Source organism: Cupriavidus sp. GA3-3, from assembly GCF_000389805.1.
GTDB classification, from domain to species: Bacteria; Pseudomonadota; Gammaproteobacteria; order Burkholderiales; family Burkholderiaceae; genus Cupriavidus; species Cupriavidus necator_D.
Genome location: NZ_KB944503.1, coordinates 143,949 through 168,656 on the forward strand (window position 1 = coordinate 143,949; position 24,708 = coordinate 168,656).

The window sequence follows — 24,708 nt, forward strand, 5'->3', positions numbered from 1 at the left end:
GGCGCTGTGGACCTGCAAGTTGCCCCCGCGCCAGACCGGAGATCGATCATGGGACGTTTGTCTGGAAAAGTTGCCATCATTACCGGCGCCAGTGCCGGCATTGGCCGCGCCACCGCATTGCTGTTTGCCGCCGAGGGCGCCAGGGTGGTAGTCGGTGCCCGCCGCCAGTCCGAACTGGACAGCCTGGTGGCGCAGATCCGTGACGCCGGCGGCGACGCGGTGGCGCTCGCCGGCGATGTGCGGCGCGAGGAATACGCCAGCGCGCTGGTGGCGCTGGCGGTCGAGCGCTATGGCCGCCTGGATATCGCCTTCAACAACGCCGGCACGCTCGGCGAGGGCGGGCCCAGCACCGGGGTTTCGGCGGATGGCTGGAACGACACCCTTGCCATCAATCTCACCGGCGCATTCCTCGGCGCCAAGCACCAGCTTGCACAGATGCTGAAGGATGGCGGCGGTTCGGTGATCTTCACCTCGACCTTCGTTGGCTACACCGTCGCCTTTCCCGGCGTGGCCGCGTATGCGGCAAGCAAGTCCGGCCTGATCGGCCTGACGCAGGCGCTGGCGGCCGAGTATGGGCCGCAGGGCATCCGCGTCAATGCGATCCTGCCGGGCGCCGTGGACACGGACATGTATCGCACCATGAACGACACCGCGGAATCACAGGCGTTCATCACCAACCTGCATGCGCTCAAGCGCGTGGCCACGCCGGAAGAACTGGCGCGCTCGGTGCTGTACCTGGCATCGGACGATTCGGCTTTCGTCACCGGCACGGCATCGCTGGTGGATGGCGGCGTCTCGATCACGCGCACCTGACCCCACCGGCGCCGGCGGCCAGCATGGCCGCCGGCGCCGCCAACCAGTTTCAGCCCCCCTTCCGCTCAAGTCATCGTTCTGTCATCCGCCCCGGCCAGAATGCGCAGGTCATTCACGTCAGGGAGTCGACATGACGCACGCAATTGAAGTCCGCGGGCTTTCCAAATCGTTCCGCGCGGACCGCAAGGCGCTTGACGATGTCACGCTGCACATCGCGCCAGGCGAGATGGTCGCCCTGCTGGGTGCATCGGGATCGGGCAAGTCCACGCTGTTGCGCCACGTGGCCGGATTCATCACGGGCGATGCCGGCGCCGGCGAAATCCTCGTCAACGGCCGCCATGTGCAGCGCAACGGCCGCCTGGCCCGCAACGTGCGCAAGGTGCGTGGCGAGATCGGGTTTGTGTTCCAGCAGTTCAACCTGGTGGGCCGTCTTCCGGTCATCACCAACGTGCTGGTCGGCATGCTGGCCCGTGTGCCCAAGTGGCGCAGCCTGCTGCGCATCTTCAAGGCCGATGAAGTCCAGGGCGGGCTCGATGCGCTTGCGCAAGTTGGTATAGACGACTATGCGTTTCAACGGGCCTCGACGCTGTCGGGCGGCCAGCAGCAGCGCGCCGCCATCGCCCGCACGCTGGTGCAGAACGCCAGCGTGATCCTGGCCGACGAGCCGATCGCCTCGCTCGACCCGGAATCGTCGCGCCGGGTGATGTCGCTGCTCAGGCAGATCAACCGCACGCGCAAGGTCGCGGTGCTGGTGTCGCTGCACCAGGTGGACGTGGCGATGCGCTACTGCCCCCGCGTGGTGGCGCTGCGCCACGGCAAGGTGGTCTATGACGGCCCCTCAGCCGCGCTCACGCCCGGCATGCTGCGCGATCTCTACGGCACCGAAGCCGACGAGCTGCTGCTCGATTCCGTGCCCGACGAAGACGTATCCACTGCGGCCATGCCGGCACCGGCAATGGTCACGATGAACCTGGCGGCCGCCTGAACGGCCGCCTGTCCAGACCGCTTTATCCCAGAACCGCTTCCCACCGGAGTTGTCCATGCTTCGCAGAACCTTTCTCGCCGTCGTGGCTTCGGGCGTGGTCGCCCTGCCCGCCTTCGCGCAGGACGCCAAGAGCCTGAACATCGGCTTTATCTCGACCGAATCGTCGTCGAACCTGAAGTCCGCCTGGCAGCCGCTGATCGACGATCTCAGCAAGACGCTGGGTGTACCCGTCAAGCCCTTCTTTGCGTCCGACTACGCCGGCATCATCGAGGGCATGCGCTTCAACAAGGTGCAGATCGCCTGGTTCGGCAACAAGTCGGCCATGGAGGCCGTGGACCGTGCCAACGGCGAGGTCTTTGCCTCGGTGATCGACAAGGACGGCAACCCGGGCTACTGGTCGGTGCTGATCGTCAACAAGGACAGCGACCTGAAGAGCGTCGAAGACGTGATCAAGCGCGGCAAGGACCTCAGCTACGGCGCCGGCGACCCCAATTCCACCTCGGGCACGGCCGTGCCGGGCTTCTACCTGTGGACCGCCAACAAGGTCGAGCCCAAGACGCTGTTCAAGGCCGTGCGCATCGGCAACCACGAGACCAACCTGCTGTCGGTGCTGAACAAGCAGGTCGATGTGGCGGTGAACAACACCGAGAACATGGAGCGCTATCGCATCAACACCGGCAAGAACGCCTATGACCAGGTGCGGGTGCTGTGGAAGTCGCCGCTGATCCCGGCCGATCCGATGGTCTATCGCAAGGACCTGCCGCCGGAGGTGAAGAAGAAGATCCAGGCCTTCTTCGCCAACTACGGCAAGGGCGCAGACGCCGCCCGTGAAAAGCAGGTGCTGGCCACCCTGACCTACCAGGGCTTCCGCACCGCCAGCGATGCGCAGCTGGTGCCGATCCGCCAGATCGAACTGGCCCGAGAAAAGGCGAAGATCGAATCGGACACCACCCTGGCCGCTGCCGACAAGGAAAAGCGGCTGGCCGAGGTGACCCGCCGCCTGGCCGAGCTGGACAAGGCCGCCGGCAACGCCATCAGCACGCAATAAGCCCATCCCGACGAGGCCGGCGGCCCCCCGCCGCCGGCCCCGCATCGCTTTCGTTCCCCGCTTGATTCCGGATTCCCCATGACTGTCACCGCCAGGCCCGGCCTGCCTCCCACGCCCCAAAGCAACGTGCGCCCGCCGCGCACTTCCCTTGCCGTGATGCTGACCTGGGCAGTCCTGCTGGCCATGCTCGCCCTGTCCTGGCAGGGGGCCGACATGCGCCCGCTGGACCTGCTGCGCGACTCGGACAATATGGCGAAATTTGCCGCCGATTTCTTCCCGCCCGATTTCCGCGACTGGCGGCACTACCTGGACGAGATGCTCGTCACCGTGCAGATCGCGCTGTGGGGCACCGCCCTGGCCGTGGTGATGGCGGTGCCGCTGGGCCTGCTGTGCTCGGCCAATATCGTCCCGGCGTGGGCCTACCAGCCCGCACGCCGCATCATGGACGCTTGCCGCGCCATCAATGAGATGGTGTTCGCCATGCTGTTCATCGTGGCCGTCGGTCTGGGCCCGTTTGCCGGCGTGCTGGCGATCTGGATCCACACCACCGGCGTGCTGGCCAAGCTGTTCGCCGAAGCCGTCGAGGCCATCGACCCGCGCCCGGTGGAAGGCGTGCGCGCCACCGGCGCCGGCCCGATCGAGGAGATCGTCTATGGAGTGATTCCGCAAGTGCTGCCGCTGTGGCTGTCGTTCGCGCTGTACCGCTTCGAGTCCAACGTGCGCTCGGCCTCGGTGGTTGGCATCGTCGGCGCCGGCGGCATCGGCACCGTGCTGTGGGAGATCATCCGCAGCTTCCAGTATGGGCAGACCTGTGCCGTGATGATCATCATCATCCTGTTCGTCTCGGCCATCGACATCATCTCCGCACAAATCCGCAAGGTACTGGTCTGACATCATGCTGAACCTGTCCCGCATCGAAACGCTGTTTGCCGACCATGGCAATGCCTGGTACGGCGGCGAAGCCATCAGCCAGACCGCGCACGCGCTGCAGTGCGCGCAACTGGCCGAGCAGGCCGGCGAGCCCGAGCCGCTGATCGTCGCGGCCCTGCTCCACGACGTTGGCCACCTGCTGCTGGCCGAAAGCACCACCACCGACATGCGCCACCAGGAGGCCGCCGCCGATGCGCTGGCAGAACTGTTCGGTGACGAAGTGACAGAACCCGTGCGGCTGCACGTAGCGGCCAAGCGCTATCTGTGCGCGGCCGATCCGGCGTACTTCGCCACCTTGTCACCGGCTTCAGCGCAAAGCCTGGCGCTGCAAGGCGGTCCGTTCGGCGCCGCACAGGCCGAAGCGTTCACCGCCAGCCGCCACGCCGCTGCCGCGGTGCGCCTGCGCCGCTACGACGACCTCGCCAAGGTGGTCGGCCTGGCCACGCCGCGGCTGGCGCACTACCTGGACATGGCCGCGCGTTGCGCGCGGACTGGCGCATGAACACCATCGCTGAAGCCGTGCTTACCCTGCGTGAAGTGCGCGGTTCCGACGCGGAACTGCGGCACCTGTCCGCGCTGCTGGCCGCGATGGACGATGAAGCGCCGCTGCCGCTGGCCACCATGCGCGAGCGCTACGCGACCATGCGCCGCTATCCGGACTACCGCTGTTACATGATGGTGGACGAGGACGAGGTGCCGCTGGGCACCTTCAGCCTGCTGGTATTTCCCGTGATGGTCCACGACGGGCGTCCCGAGGCCATTGTCGAGGCCGTGGTGGTGGCGCCGTCCGCGCGCGGCAGGGGCGTCGGCAAGGCGATGATGCGCGAAGCGATGCGCCTGGCCCGCGAGGCCGGGGCGGCCAAGCTGGTGCTGTCGTCCAACGCGCGGCGCCTGCAGGCCCACCAGTTCTATCGCCGGCTCGGGTTCACCGAGCACGGCATCAGTTTCAGCATCGAACTCTGATGGCAAGGCCGTGCCGGAAGCTTCGCTTCGGCACGGCCTTATCAGCTTAATGTTGCGCTATCGGAGGTAGCCCCAACCAGCCGCGCGAACGCCTCCGCCGCGGTTTCCAGGGCGCCGCTATTGTCGAACTCGACCAGGCGGCACCCTGCCGGCACGGTGAAGGCCTGCGCCGCGCGCGCCAGGCGCCGGGCAATCGCTTCTTCCGACTCGCGGCCACGCTGGCGCAGCCGCGTGGCCAGCACCTCCGGCCGGACGCGCACATGCACGGCGCACAGCTTCGGGTAGCGCGCTACGGCTTGGGGCAGGTACTCGCGCGAGCCATTGACGATCACCGTCAGCCCCCTGGCCAGCCACTGCTCGATCTCGATGCCGATGCCGTAATGGAGCCCGTGGCTGTGCCAGTCCAGCGCCAGGCAGCCGAGCGCCTGGCGGCGCCGGAACTCATCCGTGGTCAGCGCAACGGAGGCCTCGTTGGCATCGGCCTCGCGGGTGATATAGCGATGCGCGATGACGATGCGGTGGTCCGGCCCGAGGCGTTCGCGCAGCGCGCGCAGCAGCGAGTCCTTGCCGCTGCCGGACGGCCCCATCAGGTAGAACAGGCCGTGTCCGTCGGCCGCGCCATGTGCGTTCATGCGTCCAGGTACGCCGCGCCGGCGCCGTCGGTGGTGCTGCCGTTGAATCCGTAGTGGCGGGCAACGATAAAGTCGTCGCCCGGCTCCGGCTGCACGAATACGCTGATCCCGTCCACATGAAGCGGCGCCTGCAGCAGCTTGCCGCTCGCGGCCCCCAGGCGCTCGAGGGCGGCGCGCTGGCCGGCAGTATCAAGCATGCCAGTCAGCGTGATATGGAAGACGAAGGTACCGAATACATACGGGTAGCCCCATGCGTCGAGCATGCGGCGCTCTTCGTCGGTCAACTGGTCCGGTTTGCGCCGGCCGAGTTCTTCGGCCGTGGGCGGCGCGCGGAAGCGCTCGAATGCCAGTACGCAGGCATCGGCGAGCGCCTGCATCGGTGGCGATCCGCCATCGGCCAGGCACCACGCCACAAAACCCCGCAGCGCACACAGCGCCAGCGGTGCGTCGAATGCCTCGCGGCCACGCGCGAAGTCACGCGCAGCGGCGTCGAGCATCGGCCCGTTGCTGCCCTGCACAAGCCGGAACGGCGGCTTCAGCGTGGCATGCAGGCCGTAGCGCGCCGGGGCCTTGACCCATTCGTCGGGCGGCGCCGCCATGCCCGCCGGCGCGGGCAGCGCGGCGCCGGTATCGGCGTCGCGGCCGAGCCACTGGCTGCCAAACGTGCGGAACGGATCTGAGGGCGCCAGGTAGATGGCGTAACGGTGCGCTGGCAAGGTCATGCGGCAAGGTTACCAGCGGCGCCCGGCGCCCGGCGGCGGCGACTGCCCTGGTTTTGTGGTCTGGACCGCAGACACCTTAGCGCAGGCAGATGACAGCCGGATGTCTAGACCAATGCCACGTCGCTCCGCCTCAATCACTGTCGGAAACCGTCAGCTGCACCCAGTCCCCCGCAAACCGCACCACGCTGTACTGCACCGGCGCCCCGTCGATATCAACGTTCAGCGCCTCCACCTGCAGCACCGGGCGCGTCTTCGGCTGGTTCAGCAGGCGCGCCACCGGGGCGCTGGGCATGGCCGCCGTGATGCGCGACCACTTGCGCGTGTAGTCGGCAATGCCGAAATGCGCCAGCGCGCGCGATACCGATTGCCTGGCGCGCAGCACCTCGTCGATGCCCGGGAAGCGCTTGAGGTCAAAGTAATGCTCGGCAACGTCGATGGTGCGCTCTTCGGCCTTGCCGATCATCTGCACGTGCAGGATCTCCGCCGTGCGCGCCAGGCCCAGTTGCTTTGCCACTTCCGGCGCGCGCACCACCTGGCTGTCGATGATCTCGGCATGTCCGCGCATGCCCTGTGCGGCCAGGTTTTGCGAGAAGCGCGTGCGGCGCCCGATCGCGTAGTCGATCGCATGCTCCTGCACGAAGGTGCCGCGGCCCTGCTCGATCCGCACCAGGCCGCTCAACTCCAGCTCGCCCATGGCGCGGCGGATGGTGTGGCGGTTGACCGCGAAGCGCGTGGCCAGTTCAGGCTCAGGGGGCAGCTGTTCGCCGGGCAGGTACAGCTTCTTGCGGATGTCGTCCGCCAGCGCCTCGCCAATCTGGCGCCATACCGCCACGCCGGAACCCCGTTCCACTTCTCGATCAGACATCTCGCGCTGCCCTCTTGTCATCAAGCGTTCACCATTGCCATGCGATTGTGCCTCAACCGCGCCGCGATGGCGGGGTGCCCGAGCAATGCCCCGCCCCGTCATGAAACGTTCATCTGCCTGTGGTCTAGTAGCTGCGTGTTCAAGCAGTGACATCTAAACGTATAGACGTATAGGGGTGATGATGCAAAGCGAAACCGCGCAGGCCCATGCCGCCCGCGCCGCCTGGCTCCGGATCCTGGCGACGGCGCCCGCCGACGCGCTCGACGGCGCTTACCAGCGGCTTGGCCAGGCGCAAGCGCTGCCGGCCTACCGGCTGCTGCGCAAGCCGGAGTCCGGCATGGCCATGGTCCGGGCCCGCGCAGGCGGTACCGGTGCCCAGTTCAACCTGGGGGAAATCACGGTCACGCGCTGCGCGGTCGTGCTGGAAGACGGCGCTGCCGGGGCCGCTGCAGGCGTGGCCTATATCCAGGGCCGCAGCGCCCGCCACGCCGAACAGGCCGCGGTGCTGGACGCGCTGCTGCAACGCCCGGCCTGGCACCAGCGCGTGCAGGAGTTCGTGCTGGCGCCGTTGGCAAGCACGCAGGCGCAGCGCGCCGCACACGCAGCAGCCACCGTCGCCCAGACCCGCGTCGAGTTCTTCACCATGGTCCGGGGAGAGGACTGAAATGACTGCCATGCAACCGATCCTGTCCGCCCCGGCCGCCTCGCTGCTGCCGGGTTTCAACAACCCGGTCGACGACGCCCAGCAGGTCTTCCGCGCCGCGCTGCAGGCGTTTGCCCATCCGGGCCGGCTGCAGACGCTGCCCGTGGCCAGCGGCCTGCCCGGCGGCCTGTCGCCCGCGCTGGCGGCGCTGCTGCTGACGCTGGCCGATCCCGATACCCCGGTCTGGCTGCCTGCCGGCGTGCCCGCCGCGGCGCGCGCGTTCCTGCGCTTCCATTGCGGCTGCCCGCTGACCGACGATGTCGGCACCGCCGCCTTTGTCTGCGTGCCCGCCGGCTATGCCGTACCGGCACTGGCGGATTGCGCGCAAGGCGACCCGGCCTTCCCCGACCGCTCGGCCACGCTGCTGGTGGAGGTGGCCTCGCTTGCCGAAGGCGACACCCTCACGCTGCGCGGCCCCGGCATCGAAACCACGCAGGTGCTGCGCGTGGCGGGGCTGCCCGCGGACTTCCGCGCCGGCTGGCGCGCCAACAACGCCGGCTTCCCGCTCGGCGTGGACCTGCTGCTGGCCAGCGGCGACCGATTCTGCGCGCTGACGCGCACCACGCTGGTGGAGGACTGACATGTATGTAGCCGTCAAAGGTGGCGAGCGCGCCATCCTCAATTCCTACCGGATGCTCGATGCCTACCGCCGCGGCGATACCGCGGTGCCGGAACTCACGCTGGCGCAGATCCGCGAACAGATGCCGCTGGCGGTGTCGCGCGTGATGGCCGAGGGCTCGCTGTACGACCCGCACCTGGCCGCGCTGGCCCTGAAACAGGCCGCTGGTGACCAGATCGAGGCGATCTTCCTGCTGCGCGCCTATCGCACCACGCTGGCGCGCTTCGGCTATACCCAGCCGGTGGATACCGGCGCGATGCGCCTGCAGCGCCGGATCTCGTCCACGTTCAAGGACGTGCCGGGCGGCCAGGTGCTGGGGCCGACCTACGACTACACCCAGCGCCTGCTGGATTTCACGCTCGAAGCCGGCCGCGACCCCGAGCCGCTGCCGCCCTCGCCCGAACCCCTCGCCGCCAGCATGCCGCGCGTGACCGGCCTGCTGGAAGCGGATGAACTGGTCGAAGCCGACCAGATTCCCGCGGGCGACCCCACGCCGCCCGACCTGACGCGCGAGCCGCTGAGCTTCCCCGCCAACCGCGCCGCGCGCTTGCAGAACCTGGCGCGCGCCGATGAGGGTTTCCTGCTGTCGATGGGCTATTCCACCCAGCGCGGCTACGGCAACTCGCACCCGTTCGCGGCCGAGATCCGCTTCGGCGCGGCCGAGGTCGAACTGTTCGTGGAAGAGCTTGGCTTCGCCGTCACCATCGGCGAGATCGAGCTGACCGAATGCCAGATGGTGAGCCAGTTCGCCGGCAATGCCGACGAAGCCCCGCGCTTCACGCGCGGCTACGGGCTGGTGTTCGGCTACAACGAGCGCAAGGCCATGTCGATGGCGCTGGCTGACCGCGCCATGCGCGCCGAAGAACTGGGCGAGGCCGCCGACGCCCCGGCCAACGATATCGAATTCATGCTGTACCACAGCGACAACGTCGAGGCCTCCGGCTTCGTGCAGCACCTGAAGCTGCCCCACTACGTGGACTTCCAGGCCAACCTCGAACTGCTGCGCCGGCTGCGTGCGGAACAGGATGGCGCCGTGACCGCTACCGTGCAGGCGCAACCGCAAGAGGAGACGCTGGCATGACCACCCCCGACACCACCATGGCAACGGGCATTGCCCGCGATGACCACTACAACTTCGGCTACCTGGACGAGTCGACCAAGCGGATGCTGCGCCGCGCGCTGCTCAAGGCCGTGGCGATTCCCGGCTACCAGGTACCCTTCGGCAGCCGCGAAATGCCGCTGCCCTATGGCTGGGGCACGGGCGGCATCCAGGTGACGGCCGCGATCATCGGCAAGGATGATGTGCTCAAGGTGATCGACCAGGGCTCGGACGACACCACCAACGCCATCAATATCCGCCGCTTCTTCGGCCGCGTCACCGGCGTGCAGACCACCGAGCGCACCGCCGAGGCCAGCATCATCCAGACCCGTCACCGGATTCCGGAAACGCCGTTGCACGCGGGCCAGACCATGGTGTTCCAGGTGCCGATCCCCGAGCCGCTACGCTGGCTGGAGCCGAGCGAGGGCGAGACCCGCACCATGCACGCACTGGCCGAGTACGGCGCGATGCACGTCAAGCTGTATGAGGACATCGCGCATCACGGCCATATCGCCACCACCTACGACTACCCCGTGATCGTCAACCAGCGCTACATGATGCGGCCGTCGCCGATCCCCAAGTTCGACAATCCCAAGCTCGACCGCAGCCCCGCGCTGATGCTGTTCGGCGCCGGGCGCGAGAAGCGCGTCTATGCCGTGCCGCCGTACACCGCGGTCAGGAGCCTGGACTTCGCCGACCATCCCTTCACGGTGGAAAAGTGGTCCAGCTGCTGCGCCCAGTGCGGCGCTACCGACAGCTACCTGGACGAGATCATCACCGATGACGCCGGCACGCGACTGTTCGTGTGCTCCGACACCGAATACTGCGCCGACCGCCAGGCGGCCCAGGCCGTCAAGGCCGCTGCCGGAGGTGCCCGATGAGCGCCACCCCGCTGCTGTCGGTGCGCAACCTGACGCGCACCTGGGACGGCCTGCACGGCTGCCATGACGTCAGCTTCGACCTGTACCCGGGCGAGGTGCTGTGCGTGGTGGGCGAATCGGGCTCCGGCAAGAGTACGTTGCTGCAGGCCTTGTCGATGCAGGCGCCGGCGCAGCGCGGCAGCGTCAGCTACGACATGCGCGAGTCCGGCCTGACCGACCTGGCCACGCTGTCCAGCGCGCGCCTGCGGCTGCTGGCCCGCACCGACTGGGGCTTCGTGCGCCAGCATGCGCGCGACGGCCTGCGCATGCAGGTCAGCGCCGGCGCCAATATCGCCGAGCGCCTGATGGCCGTGGGCGAGCGCCACTACGGCAACCTGCGCGAGGTCGCCGGCACCTGGCTGGAGAAGATGGAGATCGACCTGGCCCGGCTGGACGACGTGCCCGGCACCTTCTCCGGCGGCATGCAGCAGCGTTTGCAGATCGCGCGCAACCTGGTCACGCACCCGCGCCTGGTGTTCATGGACGAGCCCACCGCATCGCTGGACGTGTCGGTGCAGGCCCGCCTGCTAGACCTGCTGCGCCGCCTGGTGGCGGACCTGGGCCTCGCCGCCGTGCTGGTCACGCACGACCTGGCCGTGGCGCGCCTGCTCGCGCACCGCACGCTGGTCATGCAAGGCGGCCGCGTGGTGGAGCAAGGCCTGACCGACCAGATCCTCGACGACCCGCAGCACCCGTACACGCAGTTGCTGGTCTCTTCCATCCTGCAGGGCTGACGACGATGCACGCAGAACACCACCCCCAGAAACTGGTCGAGGTCCGCGGCCTCGGCAAGATGTTTACGCTGCACAACCAGGGCGGCATCCGCCTGCCGGTGCTGCGCGCGATGGATTTCGATGCCACCCGCGGCGAATGCCTGGTGCTGTCCGGGCCCTCCGGCACCGGCAAGAGCACGCTGCTGCGCTGCCTGTACGGCAACTACCTGGCCACCGAAGGCAGCATCCGCCTGCGCGATACCAGCGCCGAGGGCGAGCCGTGGGTCGAGCTGACCCACGCCCCAGAACAACGCGTGCTGAAGTTGCGCCGCGACGTGATCGGCTATGTCAGCCAGTTCCTGCGCGCGATTCCGCGCGTCGGCGCGCTCGACGTGGTGGCCGATCCGCTGCAGCAGCGCGGCGCCAGCCATGAGGAGGCCCGCGCCCGCGCGGCAGAACTGCTGGCACGGCTGAACCTGCCGCGCCGGCTGTGGGACCTGCCGCCGGCCACTTTCTCCGGCGGCGAGCAGCAGCGCGTGAACATCGCGCGCGGGCTGATCGGCGGCCACCCGATCCTGCTGCTGGACGAGCCCACCGCCTCGCTGGACGCCGACAACCGCGCCGTGGTGGTCGAGCTGATCCGCGAAGCCTTGGCCGAAGGCCGCGCGCTGATCGGCATCTTCCACGATGAAGCCGTGCGCGATGCCGTGGCCACGCGCCTGCTGCCGCTGCAACCCGCTAGCGCCCTTGCCTGATTTGATCCCAGAACGGAGCCGGACATGTCTGCTACCTACCTGACGCACGCCACCCTGGTGCTGCCGGACCGCGTGCTGCACGACAGCGCGCTGCTGATCGAAGATGGTCGCATCGCCGCCATCGAACCGGCACCCGCAGCGGTCCCCACCCACGCCACCGTGATCGACCTGCATGGCCACTCCGTGATGCCGGGCCTGGTCGACGTGCATTGCGACGCCATCGAGAAGGAAGTCGAACCGCGCGCCAGCGTGCTGTTCCCACTGGACTTTGCCGTGGCTCAGGTCGACCGCCGCAACGCCGCGGCCGGCATCACCACGCCGTACCACGCGCTGTCGTTCGCGGGCAACCAGTTCGGCGTGCGCAATGTCGATACCGCGGCCACGCTGGTGCGCACCCTGGCCGCGTATCGCCGCCACAGCCTGGTCGACAACCGCATCCATTGCCGCTACGAAGTCACCGATTCCAGCGCCGTGCCGGTGCTGGAATCCCTGATGGCCGAGGGCGTGGTCGACCTGCTGTCCGTGATGGACCACTCGCCGGGCCAGGGCCAGTTCAAGACCATGGATGCCTACCTGGCCTACATGATGGGCAACCACGGCATGAGCCGCGAGCAAGCCGCCGATGCGGCCGACAAGAAGGCCGCCGCGCTGGAAGGCGCGCATGAGCGTGTCAACCGGCTGGTGGCCAGGGCGCATGCGCTGGGCATCCCCACCGCCAGCCATGACGACGATTCGCCGCAGCGCATCGCCGCCATGCGCGCGCTGGGCGTGCGCATGAGCGAGTTCCCGATCAACCTGGAAACCGCGCAAGCCGCGTGCGCCCAGGCGCTGCCGACCATCCTGGGCGCGCCCAACGTGCTGCGCGGCAAGAGCCAGAGCGGCTCGATGCGCGCCATCGACGCCATTCACGCCGGCGTGGGCACCATCCTGTGCTCGGACTACCAGCCGTCCACGCTGATCGCCGCCGCGTATGCCGCCGCGCGCCTGGCCGACCTGCCGCTGAACCAGGCGCTGGCGCTGGTCACCGTCAATCCAGCCGACGCCTGCCTGCTGGACGACCGCGGGCGCCTGGCGCCGGGGCTGCGCGCGGACGTGATCGCCGTGTCCGGCGTGGCAGGCCAGCCGATGGTCACGCATACCTGGTCTGGCGGGAGGCTGGTGTTTGCGGCGGGGTATCCGTCGGTGCGGCACGTTGGCGATGCCGCCATGCCGCGCGAAACCGCGCTGCGCGAGGTGGCATAAGGAGGATTGGCCCGGATTCGTAAAATTCCGGTGCGCCTCCGCCAGACTGCTGATCTGAACAGGAAATCGAGCGCAATCTCGGTCATCGCTTGTACGAGCCTGCGTCCGGTCAGGCCGGCAACACAGTAGCGCTGGCTACGGCCGTTCGCTGCTGGCCGATGGCGGCTTCACCCGCTGAGCGATCGGATCAGGCCCCGGGGTTGAACCCCAGCGCCGTGCTGACCGCGCGCGCCTCGCGCCGCACGGCGCTGCCGATGGGCCCGTCGATGGCGGGATCAAAGCCGCCGGTGGCGCCCAGCGCCGTCAGCACCGCGCAGACGCGCCCGGTGTAGTCGCGCACCGGCGCCGCCACGGCGCTGATGCCGGTCAGGTTGGTGTCGCGCACCCAGGCGCAGTCGTCGGCCTGCACCGCGCGGCGCAGCGCGCCGATGGGGTCTTTGCCATCGAGCAACGCCAGCCGCGCCGGACTTGCCGCGGCCAGCTCCTCCTCGGCCTGGGAATGCACGCGCTTTTCATCGAGCAGGCCCAGGAACACGCGCCCGGTGGCCGACCACAGCAATGGCATCACCGAGCCCGCGCGCACATTCACCGTCACCGGCAAACCCGGTTCCTCAAAGCGCATGATGGTCGGCCCCTTGTTGCCCATCACCGCGACAAAGCAGGTCACCTCCAGCGCTTCACGCAGGCGTACCAGCGAGGCTTCGGCCAGCCGGATCGGATCGGCCTGGCGCATCGCCGCCATGCCGATCTGCAGCGCCTCGAAGCCCAGGTGGTATTGCTGCGTGCCCGTCTCCTGCGCCACCAGCCCCTCTTCCACCAGGCTGACCAGGTAGCGGTGCACCTTGGCCGGGCTTTCGTCGATATGCGCGGCCAGCCCGGTCAGGCTGGCGCGTCCGCCCAGCCGGGCCAGTCCCTTGAGCACGGCCATGCCGGTGACCGCCGATTGCACGCGCTGGCGGCGTTCGCGCGTGCGGGGCGCGTCGGCGGGTTCGATCGGAGGTTGGGCAGCTTTCGGTCGGGGCATGGCGGGAAGATCCGGCAAACGGTGAGCGGTCATCACATGGAAGGCGGATCAAGCCATGCGGCCGCTGCAGGACAGTTCAAGGTTAACCCGCATTCAATCATTACGCAATGCGTATATGATTTACGCGAAATAGAAACACCGGTGCCATACACCGGGCTGACCAACAAGGAGACAAGCCCCCATGCCCCGCCTCAACTTCAAGCGCCTGGCCATTGGCGCGCTGGCCCTGCCGATGCTGGCCGCCGCCCCCGCGCATGCCGCCGACGCCTACCCTGCCAAGCCGATCCGCTGGATCGTCCCCTACGCCGCCGGCGGCGGCTCGGACTTCCTGGCGCGCACCATCGGCCAGGGGCTGTCGGCCAAGGTCGGCCAGCCGGTGGTGGTGGACAACAAGCCGGGCGGCAATACCGCCATCGGCGCGGCCGAGACGGCGCGCTCGGCCGCCGACGGCTATACCGTGCTGTCGGCCGACAACGGCACGCTGGTGTTCAACCCGGTGCTGTACAAATCGCTCTCCTACAACCCTGGCAAGGACCTGGCTCCGGTGACGCTGCTGGGCCGCTTCCCGATGATCCTGGTGGTCGGCGCGGCCAGCCCGGTCAAGAGCGCCAAGGAATTCATCGCCCAGACCAAGGCCACCCAGGGCGGCATCAATTACGGCTCGGCCGGCGCGGGCAGCCCGCACCACCTGGCGATGGAGCTGCTGAAGGTGGAAGCCGGCCTGTCGATGACGCATGCCCCCTACCGCGGCGCCGCGCCGGCGCTGTCGGACGTGGCCGCCGGACAGGTGGTGGCGATGATGGTGGACTACGCCGCCGGCGCCGGCTTTATCAAGGGCGGAAAGGTCCGGCCGCTGGCGGTGGCCAATGCCACCCGGCTGCCGCAGCTGCCCGACGTGCCGACCTTTGCCGAACTGGGCTACCCGCGCGTGGAAGCTGCCGCGCTGGTGGGCATGGTGGTGCCGGCCGGCACGCCGCCGGAGGTGGTCAACACGCTGAACAAGGACGTGGTCGCGGCAATCCGCGAGCCCGCTGTCAACAAGCGGCTGGTGGACTTCGGCGTTGAGCCGGTCGGCAACTCGCCGGCTCAGTTCAGCGAGCTGCTGCGCAGCGAGTCCACCCGCTGGACCAAGCTGATCCGCGACCTGAAGATCACGCTGGACAATTGAGTCCGGCCGCAACACCGAATGGCCGTCCGGCCCTGACCGGACGGCCCTGTTTTTCGCCAGGAGTACGCAGCATGGCCAACCCCTCCCCCAGCGCCGCGCGCAGCGGCTGCCCGATCGACCACAGCGCCTTGACCGCGCCCAACGGCTGCCCGGTCAGCCACAACGCGGCGCAATTCGATCCCTTCGGCGACGGCTACCAGCAGGATCCGCCCGAATACGTGCGCTGGTCGCGCGAGCAGGAGCCGGTGTTCTACAGCCCCAGGCTGGGCTACTGGGTGGTCACGCGCTATGAAGACATCAAGGCGATCTTCCGCGACAACCTGACCTTCAGCCCGTCAATCGCGCTGGAGAAGATCACGCCCACCGGCGACGAGGCCAATGCCGTGCTGGCCTCCTACGGCTATGCCATGAACCGCACGCTGGTCAACGAGGACGAGCCCGCCCACATGCCGCGCCGGCGCGCGCTGATGGCGCCCTTCACGCCCGCGGAACTGGCGCACCATGAGCCGCTGGTGCGCCGCCTGGCGCGCGAGTATGTCGACCGCTTTATCGACGATGGCCGCGCCGACCTGGTCGACCAGATGCTGTGGGAAGTGCCGCTGACCGTGGCCCTGCATTTCCTGGGCGTGCCCGAAGAGGACATGGACCTGCTGCGCCAGTACTCCATCGCCCATACCGTCAACACCTGGGGCCGGCCGAAGCCGGAGGAACAGGTGGCGGTGGCGCATGCCGTGGGCAATTTCTGGCAGCTGGCGGGCCGCATCCTGGACAAGATGCGCGAGGACCCGTCCGGCCCGGGCTGGATGCAGTACGGCCTGCGCAAGCAGAAAGAACTGCCCGATGTCGTCACCGACTCCTACCTGCATTCGATGATGATGGCCGGCATCGTTGCCGCGCACGAGACCACCGCCAACGCCTCGGCCAATGCCATCAAGCTGCTGCTGCAGCATCCGGATGCATGGCGCGAGATCTGCGACGACCCATCGCTGATCCCCAACGCGGTGGAAGAATGCCTGCGCCACAACGGCTCCGTCGCCGCATGGCGGCGGCTGGTGACGCGCGACGCCGAGGTCGGCGGCATCCGCCTGCCGGCGGGCAGCAAGCTGCTGATCGTCACGTCTTCGGCAAACCATGACGAGCGCCATTTCGCCGATGCCGACCTGTTCGATATCCGCCGCGACAACGCCAGCGAACAGCTGACCTTTGGCTACGGCTCGCACCAGTGCATGGGCAAGAACCTGGCGCGCATGGAGATGCAGGTCTTCCTGGAGGAGCTGACACGCCGGCTGCCGCATATGCGCCTGGCCGAGCAGACCTTCACCTATGTGCCCAACACCTCGTTCCGCGGCCCTGAGCACCTGCTGGTGGAATGGGACCCCGCGCAGAACCCCGAGCGCCGCGACCCGGCCCTGCTCGAGGTGCACCAGCCGGTGCGCATCGGCGAACCGTCCGCGCACACCATCGCCCGCACGGTGGTGGTCGAGCGCGTCACGCCCGCCGCCGACGGCGTGGTCCGGCTGCGGCTGGCGGCGCCTGACGGCAAGCCGCTGCCGCGCTGGGCGCCGGGCTCGCATATCGACGTGGAATGCGGCGATACCGGGCTGTCGCGCCAGTATTCGCTGTGCGGCGATCCGGACGACACCGGGGCGCTGGAAATTGCCGTGCTGCGCGACCCCGACAGCCGCGGCGGCTCGGCCTGGGTGCATGGCAGCGTCCAGGCCGGCGACCGCCTGCGCATCCGCGGGCCGCGCAATCACTTCCGCTTCGATGAAGGCTGCGGACGCGCGATCTTTATCGCCGGCGGCATCGGCATCACGCCGGTCAGCGCGATGGCGCGGCGCGCCCGTGCGCTTGGCATCGACTACGAATTCCACTACTGCGGCCGTTCGCGCCAGGCGATGGCGATGCTGGATGAACTGCAGGCCCTGCACGGTGCGCGGCTGCACGTCCACGCCAGCGATGAAGGCCAGCGCGCCGACTTCGGCAAGCTGCTGGCGCGGCCGGACCCGCGCACCCAGATCTACGCCTGCGGCCCGCAGCGCATGCTGGATGCGCTGGCCGAGAGCTGCGCGGCGTGGCCGGAAGATGCGCTGCGAGTGGAGCACTTCGTATCGAAGCTGGGCACGCTGGATGCGTCGAAGGAACTGCCCTTTTCCGTCGAGCTGAAGGACTCCGGCCTGGTCATGGAAGTCCCGGCCGGCCAGACCCTGCTGAGCGCGCTGCGCGGCGCCAATATCGATGTGCAGAGCGATTGCGAGGAAGGCCTGTGCGGGTCCTGCGAGGTGCGCGTGCTGGCCGGCCAGGTCGACCATCGCGACGTGGTGCTCACGCGCAGCGAGCGCGAGGCCAACCAGCGCATGATGGCGTGCTGCTCGCGCGCCTGTGGCGGCGGCCGGCTGGTGCTGGAGCTCTGAGCGCCCGCCCGTCAGGCGGTGGCGTTGAAGGCGTCGTGGTATTGCACGCTGCCCGCCGGATAGCCGCCGTCGAACGCCAGTGCCTGGAAGTACTCGGGTGGCACGCCGTCCAGCACCAGCCCGGGCCGCGCGGCAAAGCCGAAGCGGCCGTAGTAGCCGGGATCGCCCAGCACCACGCAGCCGGCGGCGCCAAGGCGGCGCAGCTGGTCCAGCGACGCGCGCATCAGTTGCGAGCCAATGCCCTGCCCCTGCAGGTCCGGCGCCACCGAGATCGGGCCCAGTCCGTACCAGCCGGTCGCGCCGGATGAGACCGTAACCGGCGAAATCGCCACGTGTCCCACCAGTTCATCGCCTGCCTGTGCCACCAGCGACACCGTCAGCTGGCCGGCGCGGCGCAGCGCATTGACCACGAACGCCTCGGTGTGGCTGGTATGCGGCGCCGTCAGGAAGGCGGCGGTGGTCAGCCGGGCAATGGCGTCGGCGTCGGACGGTGCTTCTGGGCGGATCTGCACGGACATGGCGGGACTCGGGACTTCGATCAGGTCTTGGCGACCCGGATTCTACGCTCTCCTTCACTGGCATGCCGCGGCCGCCAGGGCAAGCCACCGTTGCGCCGTAGGACAACGCCTGACAACGGCGGCAAGGCGCCAAGGCTAAAGTAGCAGCGCGAACCCCATGCAATCCTGTTCCCGTTGCGTCATGCGCCCTGCCCCCGCTGCCCCCGCCGTCCCCGACCACCATCCTTTGCGCAATGCCGCTGTGTGCCTGGGCCTGTCCCTGCTGGCCGGGCCACTTGCCGTTTCCGCCACCGTGGCCGCCACGCCTGCGCCGTCCCCGCAACTGTCCGGGCTGGCCACGCTGCTGCTGGGCACGGTGCGCGGCAAGCCTACGGGCATGAACGGCGTGACCCGCCTGACCGCGGGCGATGTCGACCGTGAGCTGCGCATGGCCTGCCAGGAGCTGATGCGCGCCGGCCCGGTGGACCTGGACGACACCACCCGCTTCGACGGCTGCATGACGCGGCCGGGCAAGATCGTCGAGTTCCAGCTGAAGGTTTCGGGGGTGGATGCGGCGCGTGACGATACCCGCGAGTTCATGGCGACGGCCAAGCCTATCCTGGAGCGCGGCATCTGCCGCAACCCGGATGTGCCGGTGCTCGGCAAGCTGGGGGTCAGGCTGCGCTACCACTACGTGGCCGGGCAGAAATCGCTGGTCTTGCTCGATATCCTGCCGGACCAGTGCCTGAAGAAATGAGGCCGCCGCAAGCGCGCCGGTTCAAGATCCCGTTCCGCCCCCAAGCACCTCTTCGCAAACCGCCAGCCATGCCCGCGCCGCATGCGACAGGTAGCGTCCCGGCGACCAGATATGCGCCATGGTCCAGTCCATTGCCGGCGCGGTCAGCCGCGCCATGGCCAGTGTGTCCTGGCCCTGCAGGCGCTCAGCCAGCGGCTGCGGCAGGAAGGTAGTGCCCAGCCCCGCCGCCGCCATCGATGCCAGGAAATCCCAGTGCCCGCTGCGCGCCACCACGCGCGGCTCGATGCGTGCTTCCAGAAACGCCTGCCGCAGCATGCGCGTCAGCGAGAAGTCATCTGTCAGCATCACCAGCGGCTCATCGCGCAGAGCCGCCAGCGTGACGGTGCGCCCGCGCGCCCACGCGGCCTTGCGCGGCCCCACGGCCCAGATCGGGTAGCGGCCGAACTGGCGCGTTTCCAGCGCCAGGCCACTGTCGCCCGGCAGCACCGTGGCGCCGACCTCCAGCTCGCCGCTTGCCACCAGCTGCTCCACCACCTGGCCGCCGTGCTCGTCCAGCGTCAGCGACAGGTTGGGATAGCGCTGCCGGAACGCGCTGACCGCCGGTGAAAAGAACAGGTTGACCATCGGCGGGATCCCCACGGTCAGCTGCCCCCGGCCCAGCGAGGACAGGTCGGACACCTCCAGCGTGAGCCGGTGCACCACGCCCAGCGCCTCCTGCCCGCGCTCGTAGACCACGCGGCCCACGTCGGTCAGCCGCACGCTCTTGCCTTCACGGATCAGCAGCGGCTGGCCGACCTCGTCCTCAAGCTGCTTGACCATCTTGCTGATGGTCGACTGGGTGACGAACAGCGAGGCCGCGGCCTGAGTAAAGCTGCGCAGCCGGGCAGTCTCGACGAAATAGCGCAGCGCGCGGATATCGATGGGCATGGTGCTGAGGGACGGCGGGCCGCCGGCAGGCCGGTTTCGCCACCCATGAACAAAGGGAATGGAAAGGCCAATATTAAATCATGAATGGAATGCGAAAGGTTTGGCTACACTTCGCTTCCACACATCGCCCCCGCCCAACCGCGCCGCCAATGAAGCGTGGAGCGGCAGGCCGCGGCGTGCCCTCAACTCTTCTTGAAGACCCCGCTCCATGGCTAGCTGGCCGAATGCACGACAGTGGCTGTTCTCGCTGAAGGCATTCGCCGCCGCGATGCTGGCGCTCTATATCGCGCTGGCGCTGGGCCTGCCGCGGCCTTACTGGGCCATGGCGACGGTGTACTTCGTTTCCCATCCCCTGACCGGCGCCACCCGTTCCAAGGCGGCCTACCGCGTGGCCGGCACGATGCTGGGCGCCACCGCCGCGGTGGCCACGGTGCCGCAGCTGGTCAACATGCCGATCGTGCTGATGGGTGCGATCGCGCTGTGGATCACCGTGCTGGTGTACCTGTCGCTGCTGCAGCGCACGCCGCGCAGCTATGTGTACCTGCTGGCGGCCTACACCCTGCCGATCGTCGCGCTGCCGGCCGTCAGCGCGCCGGCGCAGATCTTCGATATTGCCGTGGCCCGGATCGAGGAAATCGTGATCGGCATCGTCTGCGCCGGGCTGGTGGGCTCGGTCGTCTTCCCGGCCAAGGTGGCGCCCGCGCTGCGGTCCCGCGCAGCCACCTGGCTGGCCGACGCGTCGGCCTGGGCATCGGACATACTCACCGGCAGCCCGCGCGCCGACGACAGCCGCCACCGGCTCGCTGCCGACATCCTGGCGCTGGACCAGCTGGTCAGCCAGCTGGCCTATGACACTGAGGGCAGCCACACGCTGCGCCATGCCCGCGCGCTGCGCCAGCGCATGACCATGCTGATGCCGCTGCTGTCGTCGCTGGAGAGCGTGCTGCACGCGCTGCGCGGCCATCCGGACGGCATCCCGTTGCCAGTGCGCGAGGCCATGGCGGCGGCGACCGCCTGGCTGGCGACCGATGCTGCCACGCCGCCTCCGGTCGCCGCGGGCGGCTGGCTTGCCGATGGCCGCGCGGGCGAGGTCGACTGGCAAGCCAGCCTCGCCGCCACGGCGGCGGACCAGCTGCAGCGCCTGGGCGCGTTGTACGCTGAATGCCGCGCCCTGCAGCAAGGCATAGGCGACCGCAGCGCCGGCGCGCCGCAGCTGCGCGGCAACGCGGCCCCGGAGGCTGCAGGCCATCACCACGACCACGGCATGCTGCTGTTCGGCGCCGTGTCGAGCGGCCTGGCCGTATTCTGCGCGGGGCTGCTGTGGATCTTCTCGGGCTGGGAGGGCGGCGCCGGCGCGGTCGCGGTGGCATCGATCGCCTGCTGCTTCCTTGCGGCCATCGACGAGCCGCGCCGCATGGCCGGTGCCTTCCTGCGCTGGAGCACGATCTGCCTGCTGGTGTCGTGCGGCTACCTGTTCCTGGTCGTGCCGCACGCGCACACCTTTGAAGCGCTGGCCGCGATGCTGGCGCTGCCCTATCTCGGCATTGGCCTGCTGATTGCGCGGCCCGGCTTCCAGTTGATTGCGATGCTGCTGTCGGTCAACACGGCCTCGTTCGCCAACGTGCAGACCGTGTTCGATGCGGATTTCCTCGGCACCTTCAATACCTGCCTGGCCAGCGCCGCAGCCATGCTGTTCGCGCCGCTGTGGTCGATGGCGGTACGCCCGTTCGGCGCGCGCGCGGCGGCGCACCGGCTGGTGCGCGCCAGCTGGCAGGACCTGGCCCAGGCCGCCACGCTGCGAGCGGCCGATGGGGATGCGCGGCTGGGCGCGCGCATGCTGGACCGGCTCGGCCAGCTGGTGCCGCGGCTGGGGGCTGCCGGCGATCCCTTGTCGTCCGACGGCTTCCACGCGCTGCAAGTCGGCTACTGCGCGCTGGCGCTGCAGAAGGCGCTGCCGGCCTTGCCGCCCGCGGCACGCAAGCCGGTGCGCCGCGTGCTGGCCGCGGTGGCAAGGCATTTCCGCGCGCGGCTGCGCGCGGGCCATGCCGTGCCGGCTCCGGCGGGGCTGGCCGCCTGGGTGGCCGATGCCATCGCCGGCGTGGCCGCGTTGCCCGCAGGTGGCCGCCCTGACCACCGCGGCACGCTCGGCGCGCTGGTGGTGCTGCAGGTCACGCTGCTGCCTGGCCCTGCGGCTGCCCTGTCGCGCTGACCTCTCCAACTCTCCGCTGCCGCCGAATGCTCAGTGAAATCGACCTCTATGGCGTATTCGTGCCAGGCGTGCTGGTGCTGATGGTGCTGGCCTTCGCCGCCACTACCGCGATCCGCATGGTGCTGGCCGCGCTCGGCTGGTACCGGCATATCTGGCACCGCTCGATGTTCAACCTTTCCCTCTATGTGATCGTCCTTGGCGCCGTGGCCGCAGTCTTTGTCGCGGTGCCGGGACTGCCGTCATGACCTTCCGACTCCGCCCCCTGCTTCCCTTGCTGCCAACGCTGCTGGCAGCCATCGCCGCCCTGCTGGTGCTGCGCCACCTGTGGGACTACTACACGGCCGCGCCATGGACCCGCGACGGCCATGTGCGTGCCGACATCATCCAGGTGGCGCCCGATGTGTCCGGGCTGGTCACACGCGTACTGGCGCGCGACAACCAGCATGTGCAGCAAGGCGAAGTCCTGTTCGAGATCGACCGCGACCGCTACGCGCTGGCCCTGCAGCAGGCGCTGGCCGCGGTAGCGACGCAGCGCGCCGCGCTGGCGCAGGCGCGGCGCGAAGCCGCGCGCAACCGCAATCTCGACGGCCTGGTTGCCGCCGAAGTCGCGGAACAGGGGCGTGCCCGCGTAGAGCAAGGCGAAGCCGCGCTGGCGCTGGCCGAAGCCGCGGTGCGGCTTGCCCGGCTTGACCTGGAGCGCACCAGCGTGCGCAGCCCGGTGGCGGGCTACCTCAACGACCGGCTGCCGCGCCTGGGCGACTATGTCTCGACCGGCCGCCCGGTGCTGTCGATGGTCGATGCCGGGTCCTTCCACGTGGAAGGCTATTTCGAGGAAACCAGGCTGCACCGGATCCGCATCGGCAGCCCGGTCGACGTGCATATCATGGGCGAACCCCGGCACCTGCGCGGGCACGTGCAGAGCATCGCAGCCGGCATCGAGGACCGCGACCGCAGCGCGGGCTCGAACCTGCTGCCCAACGTCAACCCGACCTTCAACTGGGTGCGGCTGGCACAGCGCGTGCCGGTGCGCATCGTGCTGGAGGACGTGCCCGCGGATGTGCGCCTGGTTTCCGGCCGCACCGCGACTGTGGCCGTTCGCGAAGCCAGGCGCGACGATGACGCCGGCCGCCGCACGGGGCCCCGGTCGTGAAGCGGCGCCATCCCTGGCTGGCGTGCGCCGCGGCCTGCCTGTGCGCCTGCACCACCGTGGGCCCGGACTATCGTGTGCCGGATCATGCGGCAGTGCGCGCGGCCGCCGCCAACGGCCCGCTTCAGGGTGCCAAAGCGCCCGGCGTGGCCATCGCGCCCGTGCCCGACGACTGGTGGCGGCTCTATGACAACGCGCGGCTCGACCGGCTGGTCGAACATGCGCTGGCCGCCAACACCGACATCCGCGCCGCCAGCGCCAACCTGCGCCGCGCGGTGGCCCTCCTGCACGAGGTGGAGTCCGAGAACCTGCCGCAGGGCGGCGCCAGCGCCAGCGTTTCGCGCGCGCAGCTGTCGGGCGAAAGCTTCCTGCAGACCACCAAGCCACCGGTATTCAACCTGGGCGACTTCGGTTTCGGCGTGTCCTACCTGATCGATTTCTTCGGCAAGCTGGCCCGCGCCGACGAGGCCGCGCTGGCCGGCGCCGAAGCCAGCGCGGCCACGCTCGACATGGTGCGCGTCACCGTGGCGGCGCAGACGGTGCGCGCCTACGTGCAGGGCTGCGCCGCCACGCATGAACTGGCCGCCGCCACGCAGCAGCTCGCGGTACAGCAACGCACGCTGGACGCCACCGGCCGCCTGGTCGACGCCGGCCGCGGCGAACCCGCCGACGTGGCGCGCGAGCGTGCCCGCACCGAAGCGCTGCACTCTGCCTTGCCAACGCTGGAAGCCGCGCGTAGCGCCGCACGCCACCGGCTGGCGCTGCTGCTGGGCAAGCCGCCTGCGGCACTGCCAGAGGCCGAGGTGGACTGCCATGCCGAACCCACGCTGCGTGTGCCGCTGCCAGTGGGTGACGGCGCAGCGCTGCTCAGGCGCCGGCCCGATATCCGCCAGGCGGAACGCGAACTGGCCGCGGCCACCGCTCGCATCGGCGTGGCCACGGCAGACCTGTATCCATCGATCAGCATCGGCGCCAGCGCCGGGCTGACCGGCGTGCTGAGCCACCTTGGCAGCGGCCCGACGGCGCGCTGGAGCGTGGGGCCGCTGCTGAGCTGGTCGCTGCCGACCAACGGCGTGCGCCATCGCATCCACAGGCATGAAGCCGCGGCCGACGCCGCCCTGGCGCGCTTTGATGGCGCGGTGCTGCGCGCATTGCAGGAAACCGAAACGGCGTTGTCGGCCTACACGCGCGAACTGGAACGGCACGACGCCCTGCACGCGGCGCGCGAACAGGCCGCAGAAGCTGCGCGGCTGCAGCGCCGCCTGCAGCAGGCGGGGCGCATCCCGTACCTGGCGCACCTGGACGCCGAGCGCACGCTGGCCGATGCGGAGGCCGCACTGGCTGCGTCCGAAGGCCATGTCGCCGCGCGCCAGGTCGACCTGTTCCTCGCGCTTGGCGGGGGCTGGCAGGCCGGCGGCAAGGTGGCCGCCATCAATGCGACTGGCAATGAAAAAAACGACTGATCTTTCGACGTTTAAATCATCACAGGAATGCATCGACCTGACTAAACTTCGTCCCGTGCCGCGCGCTTCCCACGCGACGGCACCGCCCAAAAG

At 69.1% G+C, this 24,708-nt stretch carries 26 protein-coding genes; 20 read left to right on the plus strand and 6 right to left on the minus strand.

Annotation, left to right across the window (positions count from 1 at the left end; genetic code table 11):
- Positions 1–48 precede the first annotated feature (48 nt).
- The 6 genes from C265_RS27305 to C265_RS27330 all read left to right on the plus strand — a co-directional run bounded on the left by C265_RS27305 (position 49) and on the right by C265_RS27330 (position 4,739).
- Positions 49–813 (plus strand): SDR family oxidoreductase, encoded by a 765-nt coding sequence (locus C265_RS27305; RefSeq protein ID WP_010809358.1) that lies wholly within the window; start codon positions 49–51, stop codon positions 811–813.
- A 130-nt stretch (positions 814–943) separates the two neighbouring features.
- Positions 944–1,798 (plus strand): phosphonate ABC transporter ATP-binding protein, encoded by an 855-nt coding sequence (gene phnC / locus C265_RS27310; protein WP_010809359.1) that lies wholly within the window; start codon positions 944–946, stop codon positions 1,796–1,798.
- 55 nt (positions 1,799–1,853) lie between these two features.
- Positions 1,854–2,846 carry a phosphonate ABC transporter substrate-binding protein gene (gene phnD / locus C265_RS27315; protein WP_010809360.1) on the plus strand — a complete coding sequence of 331 codons (993 nt, stop codon included), beginning with the start codon at positions 1,854–1,856 and terminating at the stop codon, positions 2,844–2,846.
- A 78-nt stretch (positions 2,847–2,924) separates the two neighbouring features.
- Positions 2,925–3,737: a phosphonate ABC transporter, permease protein PhnE gene (phnE, locus tag C265_RS27320; RefSeq protein WP_010809361.1), complete on the plus strand. Its 813-nt coding sequence runs from the start codon at positions 2,925–2,927 to the stop codon at positions 3,735–3,737.
- A gap of 4 nt (positions 3,738–3,741) precedes the next feature.
- A complete protein-coding gene (locus C265_RS27325; protein ID WP_010809362.1) occupies positions 3,742–4,278 on the plus strand; it encodes a phosphonate degradation HD-domain oxygenase in 537 nt (178 codons plus the stop codon).
- On the plus strand, positions 4,275–4,739 hold the full coding sequence (locus C265_RS27330; protein ID WP_011617128.1) for a GNAT family N-acetyltransferase: 465 nt from the start codon (positions 4,275–4,277) through the stop codon (positions 4,737–4,739). The genes C265_RS27325 and C265_RS27330 overlap by 4 nt, the downstream gene beginning before the upstream one ends.
- A gap of 41 nt (positions 4,740–4,780) precedes the next feature.
- Here C265_RS27330 and phnN read toward each other — a convergent pair whose 3' ends face one another.
- The 3 genes from phnN to phnF all read right to left on the minus strand — a co-directional run bounded on the left by phnN (position 4,781) and on the right by phnF (position 6,958).
- Positions 4,781–5,371 carry a phosphonate metabolism protein/1,5-bisphosphokinase (PRPP-forming) PhnN gene (phnN, locus tag C265_RS27335; protein ID WP_010809364.1) on the minus strand — a complete coding sequence of 197 codons (591 nt, stop codon included), beginning with the start codon at positions 5,369–5,371 and terminating at the stop codon, positions 4,781–4,783.
- Positions 5,368–6,093 (minus strand): DUF1045 domain-containing protein, encoded by a 726-nt coding sequence (locus C265_RS27340; RefSeq protein WP_010809365.1) that lies wholly within the window; start codon positions 6,091–6,093, stop codon positions 5,368–5,370. The genes phnN and C265_RS27340 overlap by 4 nt, the downstream gene beginning before the upstream one ends.
- A gap of 130 nt (positions 6,094–6,223) precedes the next feature.
- Positions 6,224–6,958 (minus strand): phosphonate metabolism transcriptional regulator PhnF, encoded by a 735-nt coding sequence (gene phnF / locus C265_RS27345; RefSeq protein ID WP_011617126.1) that lies wholly within the window; start codon positions 6,956–6,958, stop codon positions 6,224–6,226.
- A gap of 178 nt (positions 6,959–7,136) precedes the next feature.
- On the opposite strand from phnF, the gene phnG reads away from it, so the two are divergent.
- Genes phnG through C265_RS27380 form a run of 7 tightly spaced genes read left to right on the plus strand, consistent with a single transcriptional unit; the run spans position 7,137 to position 13,009 of the window.
- Positions 7,137–7,622: a phosphonate C-P lyase system protein PhnG gene (gene phnG, locus C265_RS27350; protein ID WP_010809367.1), complete on the plus strand. Its 486-nt coding sequence runs from the start codon at positions 7,137–7,139 to the stop codon at positions 7,620–7,622.
- Between the two features lies 1 nt (position 7,623).
- A complete protein-coding gene (gene phnH / locus C265_RS27355) occupies positions 7,624–8,241 on the plus strand; it encodes a phosphonate C-P lyase system protein PhnH (protein ID WP_010809368.1) in 618 nt (205 codons plus the stop codon).
- Position 8,242: 1 nt separating this feature from the next.
- On the plus strand, positions 8,243–9,361 hold the full coding sequence (locus C265_RS27360; protein ID WP_010809369.1) for a carbon-phosphorus lyase complex subunit PhnI: 1,119 nt from the start codon (positions 8,243–8,245) through the stop codon (positions 9,359–9,361).
- Positions 9,358–10,260 carry an alpha-D-ribose 1-methylphosphonate 5-phosphate C-P-lyase PhnJ gene (locus C265_RS27365; protein WP_010809370.1) on the plus strand — a complete coding sequence of 301 codons (903 nt, stop codon included), beginning with the start codon at positions 9,358–9,360 and terminating at the stop codon, positions 10,258–10,260. Before C265_RS27360 ends, C265_RS27365 begins: the two co-directional genes overlap by 4 nt.
- Positions 10,257–11,033 (plus strand): phosphonate C-P lyase system protein PhnK, encoded by a 777-nt coding sequence (phnK, locus tag C265_RS27370; protein WP_010809371.1) that lies wholly within the window; start codon positions 10,257–10,259, stop codon positions 11,031–11,033. The genes C265_RS27365 and phnK overlap by 4 nt, the downstream gene beginning before the upstream one ends.
- Positions 11,034–11,038: 5 nt before the next feature.
- The gene (gene phnL / locus C265_RS27375; protein ID WP_010809372.1) at positions 11,039–11,767 is read left to right on the plus strand and encodes a phosphonate C-P lyase system protein PhnL; all 729 of its coding nucleotides are present in this window, start codon (positions 11,039–11,041) and stop codon (positions 11,765–11,767) included.
- Between the two features lie 24 nt (positions 11,768–11,791).
- A complete protein-coding gene (locus C265_RS27380; protein WP_010809373.1) occupies positions 11,792–13,009 on the plus strand; it encodes an alpha-D-ribose 1-methylphosphonate 5-triphosphate diphosphatase in 1,218 nt (405 codons plus the stop codon).
- 187 nt (positions 13,010–13,196) lie between these two features.
- Here C265_RS27380 and C265_RS27385 read toward each other — a convergent pair whose 3' ends face one another.
- On the minus strand, positions 13,197–14,033 hold the full coding sequence (locus tag C265_RS27385) for an IclR family transcriptional regulator (protein WP_010809374.1): 837 nt from the start codon (positions 14,031–14,033) through the stop codon (positions 13,197–13,199).
- A gap of 181 nt (positions 14,034–14,214) precedes the next feature.
- On the opposite strand from C265_RS27385, the gene C265_RS27390 reads away from it, so the two are divergent.
- On the plus strand, positions 14,215–15,201 hold the full coding sequence (locus C265_RS27390) for a tripartite tricarboxylate transporter substrate binding protein (protein WP_010809375.1): 987 nt from the start codon (positions 14,215–14,217) through the stop codon (positions 15,199–15,201).
- 71 nt (positions 15,202–15,272) lie between these two features.
- Entirely contained in the window at positions 15,273–17,615 is a 2,343-nt protein-coding gene (locus C265_RS27395; RefSeq protein ID WP_010809376.1) for a cytochrome P450/oxidoreductase, read from the plus strand.
- 11 nt (positions 17,616–17,626) lie between these two features.
- On the opposite strand, the gene C265_RS27400 is transcribed toward C265_RS27395, so the two are convergent.
- The gene (locus tag C265_RS27400) at positions 17,627–18,133 is read right to left on the minus strand and encodes a GNAT family N-acetyltransferase (RefSeq protein WP_010809377.1); all 507 of its coding nucleotides are present in this window, start codon (positions 18,131–18,133) and stop codon (positions 17,627–17,629) included.
- A gap of 157 nt (positions 18,134–18,290) precedes the next feature.
- On the opposite strand from C265_RS27400, the gene C265_RS27405 reads away from it, so the two are divergent.
- Positions 18,291–18,869, plus strand: a complete 579-nt coding sequence (locus C265_RS27405; protein WP_011617120.1) for a hypothetical protein — start codon at positions 18,291–18,293, stop codon at positions 18,867–18,869.
- Between the two features lie 21 nt (positions 18,870–18,890).
- On the opposite strand, the gene C265_RS27410 is transcribed toward C265_RS27405, so the two are convergent.
- The gene (locus tag C265_RS27410; RefSeq protein WP_010809379.1) at positions 18,891–19,796 is read right to left on the minus strand and encodes a LysR family transcriptional regulator; all 906 of its coding nucleotides are present in this window, start codon (positions 19,794–19,796) and stop codon (positions 18,891–18,893) included.
- 208 nt (positions 19,797–20,004) lie between these two features.
- Here C265_RS27410 and C265_RS27415 point away from each other — a divergent pair, with 208 nt between their 5' ends.
- Genes C265_RS27415 through C265_RS27430 form a run of 4 tightly spaced genes read left to right on the plus strand, consistent with a single transcriptional unit; the run spans position 20,005 to position 24,615 of the window.
- Positions 20,005–22,005, plus strand: coding sequence for an FUSC family protein (locus tag C265_RS27415; RefSeq protein ID WP_010809380.1), 2,001 nt, complete (start codon positions 20,005–20,007; stop codon positions 22,003–22,005).
- Positions 22,006–22,031: 26 nt separating this feature from the next.
- Positions 22,032–22,250: a DUF1656 domain-containing protein gene (locus C265_RS27420; RefSeq protein WP_010809381.1), complete on the plus strand. Its 219-nt coding sequence runs from the start codon at positions 22,032–22,034 to the stop codon at positions 22,248–22,250.
- Positions 22,247–23,155, plus strand: coding sequence for an HlyD family secretion protein (locus tag C265_RS27425; protein WP_010809382.1), 909 nt, complete (start codon positions 22,247–22,249; stop codon positions 23,153–23,155). The genes C265_RS27420 and C265_RS27425 overlap by 4 nt, the downstream gene beginning before the upstream one ends.
- Complete coding sequence (locus tag C265_RS27430) at positions 23,152–24,615, plus strand: efflux transporter outer membrane subunit (protein ID WP_010809383.1); 1,464 nt, start codon at positions 23,152–23,154, stop codon at positions 24,613–24,615. The genes C265_RS27425 and C265_RS27430 overlap by 4 nt, the downstream gene beginning before the upstream one ends.
- Positions 24,616–24,708: the final 93 nt, after the last annotated feature.

Excerpts from the sequence above, each read along its gene's own strand:
- C265_RS27390 (WP_010809375.1), top strand. The coding sequence starts at position 14,215 with ATGCCCCGCCTCAACTTCAAGCGCCTGGCCATTGGCGCGCTGGCCCTG.
- C265_RS27330 (WP_011617128.1), top strand. The coding sequence starts at position 4,275 with ATGAACACCATCGCTGAAGCCGTGCTTACCCTGCGTGAAGTGCGCGGT.
- C265_RS27305 (WP_010809358.1), top strand. The coding sequence starts at position 49 with ATGGGACGTTTGTCTGGAAAAGTTGCCATCATTACCGGCGCCAGTGCC.
- C265_RS27395 (WP_010809376.1), top strand. The coding sequence starts at position 15,273 with ATGGCCAACCCCTCCCCCAGCGCCGCGCGCAGCGGCTGCCCGATCGAC.
- C265_RS27360 (WP_010809369.1), top strand. The coding sequence starts at position 8,243 with ATGTATGTAGCCGTCAAAGGTGGCGAGCGCGCCATCCTCAATTCCTAC.
- phnH (WP_010809368.1), top strand. The coding sequence starts at position 7,624 with ATGACTGCCATGCAACCGATCCTGTCCGCCCCGGCCGCCTCGCTGCTG.
- C265_RS27410 (WP_010809379.1), bottom strand. The coding sequence starts at position 19,796 with ATGCCCATCGATATCCGCGCGCTGCGCTATTTCGTCGAGACTGCCCGG.
- C265_RS27405 (WP_011617120.1), top strand. The coding sequence starts at position 18,291 with ATGCAATCCTGTTCCCGTTGCGTCATGCGCCCTGCCCCCGCTGCCCCC.
- C265_RS27420 (WP_010809381.1), top strand. The coding sequence starts at position 22,032 with ATGCTCAGTGAAATCGACCTCTATGGCGTATTCGTGCCAGGCGTGCTG.
- phnF (WP_011617126.1), bottom strand. The coding sequence starts at position 6,958 with ATGTCTGATCGAGAAGTGGAACGGGGTTCCGGCGTGGCGGTATGGCGC.
- phnN (WP_010809364.1), bottom strand. The coding sequence starts at position 5,371 with ATGAACGCACATGGCGCGGCCGACGGACACGGCCTGTTCTACCTGATG.
- C265_RS27425 (WP_010809382.1), top strand. The coding sequence starts at position 22,247 with ATGACCTTCCGACTCCGCCCCCTGCTTCCCTTGCTGCCAACGCTGCTG.
- phnE (WP_010809361.1), top strand. The coding sequence starts at position 2,925 with ATGACTGTCACCGCCAGGCCCGGCCTGCCTCCCACGCCCCAAAGCAAC.
- C265_RS27400 (WP_010809377.1), bottom strand. The coding sequence starts at position 18,133 with ATGTCCGTGCAGATCCGCCCAGAAGCACCGTCCGACGCCGACGCCATT.
- phnG (WP_010809367.1), top strand. The coding sequence starts at position 7,137 with ATGATGCAAAGCGAAACCGCGCAGGCCCATGCCGCCCGCGCCGCCTGG.
- phnK (WP_010809371.1), top strand. The coding sequence starts at position 10,257 with ATGAGCGCCACCCCGCTGCTGTCGGTGCGCAACCTGACGCGCACCTGG.
- C265_RS27325 (WP_010809362.1), top strand. The coding sequence starts at position 3,742 with ATGCTGAACCTGTCCCGCATCGAAACGCTGTTTGCCGACCATGGCAAT.
- C265_RS27380 (WP_010809373.1), top strand. The coding sequence starts at position 11,792 with ATGTCTGCTACCTACCTGACGCACGCCACCCTGGTGCTGCCGGACCGC.
- phnL (WP_010809372.1), top strand. The coding sequence starts at position 11,039 with ATGCACGCAGAACACCACCCCCAGAAACTGGTCGAGGTCCGCGGCCTC.
- phnC (WP_010809359.1), top strand. The coding sequence starts at position 944 with ATGACGCACGCAATTGAAGTCCGCGGGCTTTCCAAATCGTTCCGCGCG.
- phnD (WP_010809360.1), top strand. The coding sequence starts at position 1,854 with ATGCTTCGCAGAACCTTTCTCGCCGTCGTGGCTTCGGGCGTGGTCGCC.
- C265_RS27340 (WP_010809365.1), bottom strand. The coding sequence starts at position 6,093 with ATGACCTTGCCAGCGCACCGTTACGCCATCTACCTGGCGCCCTCAGAT.
- C265_RS27365 (WP_010809370.1), top strand. The coding sequence starts at position 9,358 with ATGACCACCCCCGACACCACCATGGCAACGGGCATTGCCCGCGATGAC.
- C265_RS27385 (WP_010809374.1), bottom strand. The coding sequence starts at position 14,033 with ATGCCCCGACCGAAAGCTGCCCAACCTCCGATCGAACCCGCCGACGCG.
- C265_RS27415 (WP_010809380.1), top strand. The coding sequence starts at position 20,005 with ATGGCTAGCTGGCCGAATGCACGACAGTGGCTGTTCTCGCTGAAGGCA.